9 protein-coding genes are annotated in these 12424 nt (G+C 36.6%); all 9 read right to left on the bottom strand.

The features are described 5' to 3' along the window. Nucleotides 1-411: 411 nt before the first annotated feature. Nucleotides 412-2355, bottom strand: a complete 1944-nt coding sequence (mutL, locus tag ACFWDE_RS18600; protein WP_377893845.1) for a DNA mismatch repair endonuclease MutL — start codon at nt 2353-2355, stop codon at nt 412-414. An 8-nt stretch (nt 2356-2363) separates the two neighbouring features. Continuing rightward, a complete protein-coding gene (gene mutS, locus ACFWDE_RS18595; protein WP_377893843.1) occupies nt 2364-5027 on the bottom strand; it encodes a DNA mismatch repair protein MutS in 2664 nt (887 codons plus the stop codon). A 180-nt stretch (nt 5028-5207) separates the two neighbouring features. Further along, nucleotides 5208-5750, bottom strand: a complete 543-nt coding sequence (gene cotE / locus ACFWDE_RS18590) for an outer spore coat protein CotE (protein WP_001288802.1) — start codon at nt 5748-5750, stop codon at nt 5208-5210. Between the two features lie 127 nt (nt 5751-5877). Next, nucleotides 5878-6309: a YlbF/YmcA family competence regulator gene (locus ACFWDE_RS18585; protein WP_377893842.1), complete on the bottom strand. Its 432-nt coding sequence runs from the start codon at nt 6307-6309 to the stop codon at nt 5878-5880. Nucleotides 6310-6312: 3 nt separating this feature from the next. Beyond that, nucleotides 6313-7842, bottom strand: a complete 1530-nt coding sequence (miaB, locus tag ACFWDE_RS18580) for a tRNA (N6-isopentenyl adenosine(37)-C2)-methylthiotransferase MiaB (protein ID WP_002146135.1) — start codon at nt 7840-7842, stop codon at nt 6313-6315. Between the two features lie 431 nt (nt 7843-8273). Beyond that, entirely contained in the window at nt 8274-9140 is an 867-nt protein-coding gene (locus ACFWDE_RS18575) for a 2-oxoacid:ferredoxin oxidoreductase subunit beta (RefSeq protein ID WP_377893839.1), read from the bottom strand. Further along, the gene (locus ACFWDE_RS18570) at nt 9127-10884 is read right to left on the bottom strand and encodes a 2-oxoacid:acceptor oxidoreductase subunit alpha (RefSeq protein WP_002146133.1); all 1758 of its coding nucleotides are present in this window, start codon (nt 10882-10884) and stop codon (nt 9127-9129) included. The genes ACFWDE_RS18575 and ACFWDE_RS18570 overlap by 14 nt, the downstream gene beginning before the upstream one ends. A 225-nt stretch (nt 10885-11109) precedes the next feature. Further along, nucleotides 11110-12033, bottom strand: a complete 924-nt coding sequence (locus tag ACFWDE_RS18565; RefSeq protein WP_377893836.1) for a dipeptidase — start codon at nt 12031-12033, stop codon at nt 11110-11112. 59 nt (nt 12034-12092) lie between these two features. Beyond that, complete coding sequence (gene spoVS / locus ACFWDE_RS18560; RefSeq protein WP_000404341.1) at nt 12093-12353, bottom strand: stage V sporulation protein SpoVS; 261 nt, start codon at nt 12351-12353, stop codon at nt 12093-12095. Nucleotides 12354-12424: the final 71 nt, after the last annotated feature.

Below are 12424 nucleotides of genomic sequence, written 5' to 3'. Positions count from 1 at the left end.
GATCGTATAGAGCATCATTGTGCCCATGAACAGTTACGTTTTAAGTAGTGTCTGAATCCTGATTTTGCAGCTCACACACCCTTTAAAAAGGAGAGTTTACTGGAAACTTTCCTTTTTAAAAAGTGCTGATATACCGCGCTTTCTTTATTCTTAGTAGGATTTGATAATAGGATAAAGTAACCATAGCCAAGAAAGTAATTCCTTCAAAAATGAATACATACTAAAAAACAAAATACCGTTATAGCCTCTTACATACTCTTTCCAATTCTTATTTCAAAACTAAACCGCTTCACACTCATTGAACAATAACAAATCTACATAAAAAAAGAGGGCAACTAATTACTGTTGCTCCCTTTTCAATCTAACTTTATCTTTATTAAATCCAAACATTTTAGAAGAAAGCAATTCTCCCTACATAACCCTCTTAAACATCTTCTCCAACTCATAAGTAGAATGATGCACAAGAATCGGTCTCCCGTGCGGGCATGTGTATGGATTTGTTGTTGTGCGCAGCTCTTCAAGTAAAGCAAATATTTGATCGTTCGTTAAATATTGATTTGCCTTGATAGATGCTTTACAGCTCATCATAATAGCTGCTTCTTCACGTAGTTTTTTAATATCAACTTTTTTTAGTTTAACAACCTGCTCCATCATTTCATCAATAATTTCTGTTTCTTGCCCTTTTGGGAACCACGTTGGGTGCGAACGAACGATAAAGGATTGATGGCCGAATTGCTCTAAAAATAGACCGACTTTCTTTAGTTCTTCTAACTGCTCTTCGACACGCAAAAATTCAGTAAGAGATAAATCAATGCGGTACGGTACAAGTAACTCTTGTACTTCTTGCGTAACTCGTCCCACTTTATCACGGAAATATTCATAATTGATGCGTTCCTGCGCTGCGTGCTGATCAATCATATATAACCCGTTATCATTTTGAGCGAAAATATATGTTCCATGCATTTGCCCAATTGGATAAAGCGGTGGTAAATCATTACCGTTCATTTCAATCTCTTTTATTTCCCCGACTTCTTCTTCTAATGCCTCTAATTCAAAGTCTTCTTCGTTACTGTTCCATGATTTCTCTTCCCGAATTGGTTCTTCGATTATCGTTTTAGTAGATGGCTGCCAATTTTGTTCTTCTCTTACTAGCGACTGTGGTGGTTGCCATTCTTGCTTCGGCGGTTGCCACAGTTGTTCTGGCTGTTTTACAGTCGCTGTTTCTTCTTGTTTTTCATCCATGCCAGTCGGTAAAATAATGTTTGGCACCTGTGATGCTTTCGGCTTTGTATGCTCAAACTGGAACTGCCCTTGCACACTTTCATCTTTTTCTTTTTTCTTCGTTGTTACACCTGCATCTGGAATGAGCTGTATTTTTTTGAATGCAGCTTGCAATGTTTCTTCGATAAGTTTTAGCAATTCTTGTTCTTTACTAAAACGAACTTCTAATTTCGCTGGATGTACGTTAACGTCAACAAGCATTGGATCCATTTCAATTGATAAGAAGCCGATTGGGTATCGTCCGATTGGCAGTAACGTATGATATCCTTGCTGAATTGCTTTCATTAATACGAAATTTCGAACGTAACGGCCATTTACAATCGTTGACATATAGTTACGAGAAGCTCTCGTTACTTCTGGCAATGTTACATAACCCTTAATGGTAAAGTCTAGAGACTCAGCTTCAATCGGAATCAGCTTCTTCGCAACTTGAATGCTGTAAATCGATGCAAGTACTTGTCTTACATCACCGTTTCCTGATGTATGAAGCAATTTCTTTTCATTATGAAACAGTTTTAACGATACTTCAGGATGTGACATTGCAATACGATACACGATATCTGTAATGTTCCCAAGCTCTGTATGAATAGTTTTCATATATTTAAGGCGCGCTGGTGTATTAAAGAATAAGTTTTGTACTGTAATATCTGTTCCTTTTCGGCTCGCCGTTTTCTCTTGTCTTATAATGTCTCCACCTTTAATAATAAGGTGTGTACCAGGTGCACCACCGGTGCTTGTGATTAATTCTAATTCACTTACAGAAGCAATACTCGGCAGGGCCTCTCCGCGGAAACCGAGCGTTCTTATACGAAATAAATCATTTTCATCTTTAATTTTGCTCGTTGCGTGGCGTTCAAATGCAACGATACAATCTTCTTCTGCAATGCCATCTCCATTATCAATGATGCGAATTTTCGATAACCCAGCTTCTTCTAAGTGGATTTCAATAGATGTACTATTCGCATCGATGGAATTTTCCACGAGTTCTTTTACAACTGAGGCAGGGCGCTCTACTACTTCCCCTGCCGCAATTAAATTAGAGAGTTGATCATCGAGTTTGCGAATTTTCCCCATCTACTTACTCATCCTTTCTTTAACTTTTTCTGCAGGCGATACAGTTCGTTCATCGCTTCTAAAGGCGTCATATCGAGTAAATCAATCTTTTTAATTTGTGCAAGTACTGCCGTTTCTTTTTGATCGAGCACAGGCTTGTCTTGTTTTTTCGAAGACTGTTCTCCTCCAAAGAAAGATAGTTGTGATTCTTCGTCTGTCTCTTCTTGTATTTTTGCCGGTTCTTCTTTTACAACAACTGGTTCTGGAGCAACTTCTTGCACTTTCACTTCTACTCGTTTCGGAATAATAATTTCTTCCTGTCCTTCTAGTTGCGCTAACACTTCTTTCGCGCGAGCGATTAAGCTCTCTGGAAGCTCAGCAAGTTGAGCAACGTGAATTCCGTAACTTTTATCGGCCGCTCCATCTTGAATTTTATGAAGGAAAACTACTTTTCCATTCTCTTCAATTGCTGAAACATGTACATTCTTTAGTTGGTCTAAATTTTCTTCTAACACTGTTAATTCATGATAATGTGTAGAGAATAATGTTTTCGCACCAATTTGGTCATGAATATGTTCAATGATTGCTTGTGCAAGTGCCATACCATCGTACGTAGATGTACCGCGTCCAATTTCATCGAATAAAATTAAACTTCTTTCTGATGCATTTGCAATTGCATTTTTCGCTTCTAACATTTCAACCATAAATGTACTTTGACCTGAGATTAAATCGTCCGCTGCACCAATTCTCGTAAAGATTTGATCGAAGACAGGTAATACTGCTTCTGTCGCTGGTACAAAGCAACCAATTTGTGACATAACAGTTACAAGTGCTAATTGTCTCATATACGTACTTTTACCAGACATGTTCGGTCCTGTAATTAAAAAGACATCCATCTTCTCCGGCATAATACAATCATTCGGTACATACAATTTCCCGTTCAATACTTTTTCAACGACAGGATGACGGCCATCTTTAATAAAGATTTCGCGTTTAGTTGTTAAAACAGGTTTTACAAATTGCTCTTCTTCACTAACTGTCGCAAAGCTTTGCAGTACGTCTAGTTCACTAATTACTTTCGCTAAGTGTTGCAATTTCGGTATGAATACTTTTACTTCTTCGCGAAGTGCTGTAAATAAATCGTATTCTAATTGTACAATTTTCTCTTCTGCTTCTAAGATTAATGCTTCTTTTTCTTTTAGTTCATCTGTTATGAAACGCTCTGCATTTGCAAGTGTTTGTTTACGCTCATAGCGCCCTTCTGGAAGTGCTGCAAGATTCGCCTTCGTCACTTCAATGTAGTAGCCAAAAATACGGTTGTACCCAATTTTTAATGATTTAATCCCTGTAATATCACGCTCTCGTTTTTCAAGCTCAGCGATCCACGTTTTCCCATTTTTACTAACGTAACGATATTGATCAAGCTTGTCATTATAACCATCTTTAATAATATCTCCATCTTTAATAGAAAGTGGTGGGTTCTCTTGAATACTTCTTCCTAGTAATTCAGTTAAGCTCTCACATGGATCCGCACCTTGAATTAACCTTGCTGCATAAGCATTATCTAAAAGACTAATCGCTTCTAAAATAGCTGGTACTTGCAGTAAAGAACGTCTTAACTGTAATAAGTCCCGTGCATTTACATTACCAAATGCAACTTTCCCTGCTAAACGCTCTAAATCATATACTTCTTTTAACTTTTCTTTTAAATCTTCACGTAAGAAGTAATCATTTACAAACGTTTCAACCATTTCTAAACGCTCTTCAACTTTTTCTTTCTGGATAAGTGGACGTTCCATCCACTGTTTTAACATACGCCCACCCATAGCCGTTTTTGTTTTGTCTAATAGCCATAATAATGAGCCTGTCTTTTCCTTCGTGCGAAGAGTCTCTGTTAACTCTAAATTGCGTTTTGAATGCACATCAATTTTCATAAATTGATTCGTGTAATAAATTTCTACTGGTTGCAAGTGATCTAACGAACGTTTTTGTGTTCTTATCACATAGTTAAATAAGCGTCCAATTGCTTTAATTAATTTTGCTTGGGAAACATTTTTCACAAGATGTTCTAATCCTTCTGGAATAGTTGTTGCCTCTTCATACGAAATCGTCATTTTTAATGTTTCAGTTAATTTATTTAACTCCTCTTTTGAAAATGTAGAATCTACAACAATTTCTTTTGAACCAGTTGCATACACTTCTAATAAAATATCTTCTACTGAACCTGTTAATAACGTCACTGTATTTTGTCCAGTCGTTAAGTCATTGCAAGCTAGCGCATAAGATCCATCTTCAAAATGTGTTAATGCTGCTAAGAAGTTATTCTCTTTCTCGTCTATTGTACGCCCTTCCATCATCGTTCCTGGCGTAATTAGTTGTACTACTTCACGACGTACTACACCTTTAGCTGTTTTTGGATCTTCCACTTGCTCACAAACAGCTACTTTATATCCTTTTTCAACAAGTTGTTCAATATAATTTTTAGCTGCATGATGCGGTACACCGCACATCGGTATACGTTCACTACTACCACCATCTCGGCTCGTTAATGTAATTTCAAGTTCATGAGCTGCTTTAACCGCATCTTCAAAGAACATTTCATAAAAATCACCTAATCGGAAAAATAAAAAGGCATCTTGATAGTCTGCCTTAACCTTTAAGTATTGCTGTATCATAGGCGTATATTGCGTCATGTCTTTCCTCCATAATTCTTACATAATAATCTATATTCATATATGTCACACTTCACGGACACCCATATCTCCTATTCCAGGAGTCTTTCCTCATTATAGCACATTTCATAAGGAATCATGGTCATTCAGCACCACTTATGTACTGTAAAAAGCTAGGAAGAACTTCTCCCTAGCTTTCTCTTACTCTTCTTCTGCGTCAACGATAAAGTTCGGATCTAATTCTTCAAACTCATCATCATCGACTTGGAAATCCTCGTCTGATTCTACGCAACCTTCAGGATTTACACTTACACAAATTTTCGTTTCTCCAACTACTTCTGTTACAAATTCACGTTCTACCGTCACAACAATTTTATTACCATTTGGCGATACAAGAGCTTCTAAACAATTTGGCGGCTGAATTACACGAGCGATAATTTCTAAATCGTCACCAGAGAAGTTTTTATCACGATACCCAATGCTTACTTCATCAGTGTAGTTAACACGTTCTGTTACAACTTCAGTCTTTGTGTTTCCATCAAATGAATACCAAGTGTTTACATCATAGAAACCTTCAATTTCCACATGTTTCCCATTCTTTCTCGCTTCGTACGAATGGTTAATTACCCAGCACCCTAAAATACTTGTTGGCTCATTATTCGATTCACATGTATGCGTTGACTTTGTATACTTACGTCCTTTTCCAACCACTGCTTTTGTAATAATCTCTCTAAATTCGGACATTCGTAACCCTCCTCAATCACTATTCACTTAATCATATGCGTGACAATAGCGGAATGTGTCATTCTTTTTTTTGAGAAGAATTTACGATATAACCCACTAAAAAAAGAGATGTCAATAAGACACCTCTTTAACAACCACAATTTCCTTTTTTACTTTCTACCGCCGCACCAGTTTCACCCTTCAACACATCGCCACCAGTTGAAACTAATATTTCATCTGTTACATTGTTAGAAATGGTACTAGCAACTAGCTGTAGTAAGTCATTTACATATGTTTGTGAAGATTTAAACTCCTGTACAACTGGGATATTATCTAACTTATCTTGAAGCGCATCAATTTCAACTTCTACTTTTTTCAAAGCTTCCCATTTCCCATAATGTTGCAAGTTTACTGCTTGTTTTTGCAAAGCTTTTATTTCATCAATTGCTCGCTTTACATTTTCATTTTTATGAATTTGTGCTTCTGCTCGCTTAAAGAAATCGACTTCTTCTGTTTCAGAGATCATTTTCGCTAATTCTTTCGCTTGCTCAACAATTTCATCTTTTGTATATACTTTCATCTATTATTTCACCTCAATCGGTTCCTTAACCAATTCCCCGTTAAGAGACCAAGTTTTTGCTTCCGTTACTTTTACTTTCACAAGTTGACCAATTAAAGATTTTGAAGCAACAAAGTTTACAAGTTTATTCGTACGTGTGTATCCCGCAAGTACTTCAGGGTTATTCTTACTTTCTCCATCAACTAATACTTCTACAATTTGTCCTATATAACGCTTATTCTTATTAACTGCATATTCATTCACTAGTGTATTTAAGCGTTGTAATCGCTCTTTCTTCACTTCCATCGGAACATTATCCTGCATTTTTGCAGCTGGTGTACCTTCACGCGGGGAATAAATAAATGTAAATGCCGTATCAAATCCTACTTCACGATATAATGACATCGTCTCTTCAAACTGTTCGTCCGTTTCATTTGGGAAACCAACGATAATATCAGTCGTTAGTACTGCATTCGGAATTGTTTCTTTAATTTTTCGTACAAGCTCTAAATAGTGTTCTCGCGAATATTTACGCGCCATAATTTTAAGCATATCTGTACTACCAGATTGAACTGGTAAGTGGATATGTTCTACTAGGTTACCACCTTTTCCAAGAACATCAATTAAATGATCATCAAAATCACGTGGATGACTTGTTGTAAAACGAATACGTGCGATATCGATTTTACGAAGTTCATCCATTAAATCGCCAAGACCATATTGTATATCTTCAAAGTCTTTACCGTATGCGTTTACGTTTTGGCCAAGTAACGTAATTTCTCTATAACCGTTCGCAGCTAAATGGCGAATTTCTTTAATAATATCTTCTGGACGTCTGCTACGCTCTTTTCCGCGTGTATACGGTACAATACAATATGTACAGAACTTATCACAGCCATACATAATATTTACCCAAGCTTTAATATCACCACGACGTACTTTCGGAAGGTTTTCAATTACATCGCCTTCTTTTGACCAAACTTCAACTACCGTCTCTTTTGAGAACATTGCGTCCTTTAGGATATACGGTAATCTATGAATATTATGTGTACCAAACACCATATCTACATGCTGATTTTTTTGCATAATTTTATTTACAACAGATTCTTCTTGAGACATACAACCACATACACCAATTAAAAGATCCGGATTTCTTCGCTTTAATGATTTTAAATGACCAAGTTCACCGAACACTTTATTTTCAGCATTTTCACGAATTGCACAAGTATTTAATAAAATCACATCTGCCTCTTCAGTTGAAAAGGTTGGCTCATATCCAAGTGTTGTAAAAATCCCAGCCATTACTTCTGTATCATGTTCATTCATTTGACAGCCATATGTACGAATGTAAAACTTTCTTCCTGCGCCAAAATTGCGGAACTCTTCAGGTAAGCCAAAATCTCGTTCAATTTTAACTTCTTCTTTCCCACGCTTTTTCGCCAATTTCAAGGAAGGTGGTTGGTATACACTTTCAAAGTATTTACTATAATCTTTCTCTTCTTTTTTCGTAGAGGAATTTGCTTGTCGACTTGCTAATCGTTGTTGCTCGTTCATCGGTAATCTCCTTTCACCCTTAACTATACACACTCTGTAGTCCATTTTAATGCGCTTAGACCCATCTCAATGATGTTAGATAGCTTGAGAGATAACTTGCCCTTTGAAACTTGAGTAATCGATCTAATCATCCGTAAGAATGAAGTCTTCCCCACACAAATAGACATTCCCTTTTTATTATTTCATCTTGTCCTACCCAAAAGCATATTGCTTTATCCCTATACACATTACCATAGTATGCAGCGTTTCGCCAATTTAAACAAAGAAGAAGCCTTATCCTATATTACATTTCACAGTTAATGAACATGCTATTTTTATACAACGATTTATATATTATTTTATCATTCTGAATTTTCTAAGTAAACAAATCTATTATTTATTTTTATTAACTCAAAAAGAAGGTTGCCAAGTGGCAACCTTCTCTCCGATCATTACATAAATTCAGCAACAAGCTCATCAAACATTTTCTGATCCATATTCAAATCAGACTGCACTAAAGGCTTTTCACTATAGTCTTTTACAAGCTCTTGGTAAGAAGGCTGCTTTGTATTTTGATAAATTAAACCTGTTACTAACCCGTTCTTTTCCATTAATGTTTGCATAGCAATCATGCGGTTAGATGGATCATATCCTTCTACTGTACTTAGTTTCGTTAAATTCTCTTTAAACCAATCATAAGTATTTACTTTATTGTAAGTAACACATGGACTAAATACATTAATTAATGAAAAGCCTTTATGGTTAATACCAGCTTCAATAATTTGCGTTAATTCTTTTAAATCACTTGAAAAGCTTTGCGCCACAAATGTCGCACCAGCTGTTAAAGCCATTTCCATAACATTTAGTGATGGTTCAATTGAACCTTGTGGTGTACTTTTCGTTTTAAATCCAGCTTCACTACGTGGTGAAGTTTGACCTTTTGTTAATCCGTAAATTTGGTTATCCATTACGATGTACGTAATATCAATGTTACGACGAATAGAATGGATTGTATGTCCCATACCAATCGCAAAACCATCACCGTCACCACCGGATGCAATAACTGTTAAATCACGATTTGCCATTTTCACACCTTGTGCAATCGGAAGAGCACGTCCGTGAATACTATGCAAACCATATGAATTAATATACCCTGAAATACGACCGGAACAGCCGATACCAGAAATAACAGCTAGCTCATCTGGATTTAAACCAACGTTAGCTGCCGCACGCTGAATCGCAGCCTGCACCGAGAAGTCTCCGCAACCTGGGCACCAGTTTGGTTTTACACTGTTACGAAAGTCCTTAAATGTTGCCATTTAATACAACCCCTTTTTTACATTCGTTGTAAATCTCTTTCGGCAAGAATGGATTTCCATCGTATTTTAAAAGACTAGAAATTTTCTCACCATTGCCAAGATTCATTTTCATAATGTTAGCAAGCTGACCAGTTGCATTGTTTTCTACTACTACAACACGCTTCGCTTTTTTCACAAGTGGATCGATTTCAGCTGTTGGGAACGGATGAATTAAACGTACATGGGCATGGTTTACTTTCATTCCTTCTTGTTCCAAACGCTGCATTGCCTCTTCGATCGCACCACGAGTTGAGTTAAAGCCAACTAACAATACGTCTGCGTCATCATGCTTAGCATTTTTGTAAATAGGGTTATTAAACTGCAAGTTCGCCATTTTACGGAAACGTTTGTCCATTTGATCTTTACGATTTAACGCTGATTCAGATGGTTTACCCGTTTCATCATGTTCTACACCTGTAACATGGTGAATACCATTTTTCATACCAGGTAAAACACGTGGTGAAACTCCATCTTCTGTTACTTCATAACGCTTGAAGTATGCTTTATTTTCACGTTCTGGTAATTCTACTTCTAAATCAAGCTTACCACGACGAATTTCAACTTTATCTAACTTAAGTGGTTCTACTGTTTGCTTTCCTAAAGAAAGCTGTAGATCTGTTAAGAAGATAACAGGCACTTGATATTCTTCTGCTAAGTTAAACGCTTCTACAATATCATAGAAAGCTTCTTCAACTGTACTTGGCGCCATTACGATTTTTGGAATTTCACCATGCGTTCCGTAAATCATAGCCATTAAGTCAGACTGCTCTTGTTTTGTTGGTAAGCCCGTACTTGGACCACCACGTTGTGTATCAATGATAACTAGTGGTGTTTCAGTAATACCTGCTAAACCAATTGCTTCCATCATTAATGAAAGACCAGGACCAGCAGATGCTGTTAATGTACGAACACCAGCGTAGTTTGCACCAATCGCCATTGTACAAGCTGCGATTTCATCCTCGGTTTGGATTACTGTTCCGCCGACTTTCGGTAACTTTTTAATTAAATATTCCATAATTTCAGATGCAGGTGTGATTGGATATGCGGACATAAAGCGAGCACCACCAGCTACCGCACCAAATGCGATTGCGTCGTTTCCAATCATAAACATGCGTTTCTTACCATCAGCTTTTTCAAGCTGCATCATGTTTACTTTCTCACCAAGCAATTCTTTCATATATTGAGAGCCGCGTTTAATTGCTTCCATATTCTTTTGAACGACTTGCTCCCCTTTACGACCAAAGATTTCTTCAACAACCTCTAAATAAGCTGTTTCGTCTAACCCTAATACCGAACTAGATGCCCCAACAGCAACCATATTTTTCATTAATGATGTGCCTAACTCTGAAGCGATATCTGTAAACGGTATCACATATAGATTTACATCTGTATTATCAGGTATTGTTGGATTAAATTTCGCATCCGCAACTACAATTCCACCCGGACGTAGTTCGTGGAAGTTAAAATCAATTGTTTCTTGATCAAAAGCAATTAAAATATCTAAATCATCTGAGATCGCGCGTACTTCTGTTGTACTTACACGAATTTTATTATTTGTATGGCCGCCTTTAATACGTGATGAGAAGTGGCGGTAACCGTATAGGTAATATCCTAATCGGTTTAATGCAATACAGAAGATTTCCCCTGTACTTTCAATTCCTTCACCTTGTTGGCCTCCAACTTTCCATGAAAGTTGACTAATCATCTCCTACACCCCTTTTGGCTGCATTCATTGTAGTGTATTTTTTCACAGTATTAGTTTAGCATTTTTTATGCAAATAAACTACAATGGACGCAAATTATGCCTCTTCTGTTTTCCCTGAATCTTTAGTATAATGCTATTTCGTTCACCATTCTAGTATTAGGTCTTAAAAAAACCAATAAATTCCCGCGAGTGAAATTTATTTTCTGAATTTTTAAAAATGAATAATTAGAAAGCAATTCGATCAATAAAATTTTCATACAAAAATCGCTCTATAGTTGATTCACTATACTTTTTACAAAGTTGATTAATTATATTTTCATAATCCCTATATGCTTCTACACCTACAACAGTTTCTAAAATCCCATCAAAATCAGAACCAAACCCTATATTTTTTTCTCCACCTAATGAACAAATATATTCCACATGCCTTAATATATCTGCTATATTCGCTTGTCTTTCATTCGTTAAAAACTGTGGTACGAAAGTAATACCAATAATGCTATTTTTCTTTATAAGAGCTCTTATTTGTTCATCGGTTAAATTGCGTGGATGCCCACAAAGTTGATAACAGTTTGAGTGAGATGCAATTGGGTTTTTAGCAATTTCTATAACATCCCAAAAGCTTCTTTCATTTAAGTGAGACACATCAGTCCATAAATGTAACGTATTAAGCTCTTGTACAACTTGTCTACCAAATGTAGTTAAACCTGCCCCACGTGCCTCTAGCGCTCCATCAGCTAACAGATTGGCATAGTTCCATGTCAATCCAAAGGAACGTACACCTAAGCGATAAAACAAACGTAATTTCATCGCTTCTTTTCCAATTGCTTCGCATCCTTCTAATGTTAATAATGCTCCAATCTCGTCCTGTTTTAGCATGTTAATATCGTTTTTTGTCTGAATAAACTTCATTCCTGGTAGCGATAGAATTTCATTATGAAAAATATCTATCATTTGCAGTGCAACTTCAAAACGCCCTTCATACGCTACTGTTTCTGGTACATATATAGCAAAGCATTGTATACTTCCTTTTCTTTTCTTTAATTGTTCAAATGTAATATGTAATTGTGAATCGTTTTGAAAGTCTTTTTTCCCTTTTGCACTCCATAACTGAAAGAGTACATCGCAATGAGCATCAAAAATTTTCATTTTCATTCCTCCATTACAAAAACAACCTGTTCGCATACATGCAAACAGGTTGTTTCAACTTAACGAGGTTCTACAATTAATTTTATCGCTGTACGCTCTTCACCATCAATCATAATATCTGTAAAAGCTGGGATACAAATCAAGTCCAAACCGCTAGGCGCTACAAATCCTCTTGCAATTGCTACTGCCTTTACCGCTTGGTTCAATGCACCTGCACCAATAGCTTGAATTTCTGCTGTTCCGCGTTCGCGAATAACACCTGCAAGTGCACCAGCTACAGAATTAGGGACCGACGTTGCTTTAACTTTTAATATTTCCATTCCGCGTTTCCTCCTCGTTTCTATAAAAAGTAATAGCAATTATTTCACTTTAACTTATATTCACGAGGAAT

The sequence above is a fragment of the Bacillus sp. NPDC060175 genome (genome assembly GCF_042728695.1).
Lineage (GTDB): Bacteria > Bacillota > Bacilli > Bacillales > Bacillaceae_G > Bacillus_A.
The sequence above is the reverse complement of the archived record's forward strand: the minus strand, read 5'-3'. Positions and strand labels throughout refer to the sequence as shown.

Excerpts from the sequence above, each read along its gene's own strand:
- mutS (WP_377893843.1), bottom strand. The coding sequence starts at position 5,027 with ATGACGCAATATACGCCTATGATACAGCAATACTTAAAGGTTAAGGCA.
- ACFWDE_RS18565 (WP_377893836.1), bottom strand. The coding sequence starts at position 12,033 with ATGAAAATTTTTGATGCTCATTGCGATGTACTCTTTCAGTTATGGAGT.
- cotE (WP_001288802.1), bottom strand. The coding sequence starts at position 5,750 with ATGTCCGAATTTAGAGAGATTATTACAAAAGCAGTGGTTGGAAAAGGA.
- ACFWDE_RS18575 (WP_377893839.1), bottom strand. The coding sequence starts at position 9,140 with ATGGCAACATTTAAGGACTTTCGTAACAGTGTAAAACCAAACTGGTGC.
- ACFWDE_RS18585 (WP_377893842.1), bottom strand. The coding sequence starts at position 6,309 with ATGAAAGTATATACAAAAGATGAAATTGTTGAGCAAGCGAAAGAATTA.
- miaB (WP_002146135.1), bottom strand. The coding sequence starts at position 7,842 with ATGAACGAGCAACAACGATTAGCAAGTCGACAAGCAAATTCCTCTACG.
- mutL (WP_377893845.1), bottom strand. The coding sequence starts at position 2,355 with ATGGGGAAAATTCGCAAACTCGATGATCAACTCTCTAATTTAATTGCG.
- spoVS (WP_000404341.1), bottom strand. The coding sequence starts at position 12,353 with ATGGAAATATTAAAAGTTAAAGCAACGTCGGTCCCTAATTCTGTAGCT.
- ACFWDE_RS18570 (WP_002146133.1), bottom strand. The coding sequence starts at position 10,884 with ATGATTAGTCAACTTTCATGGAAAGTTGGAGGCCAACAAGGTGAAGGA.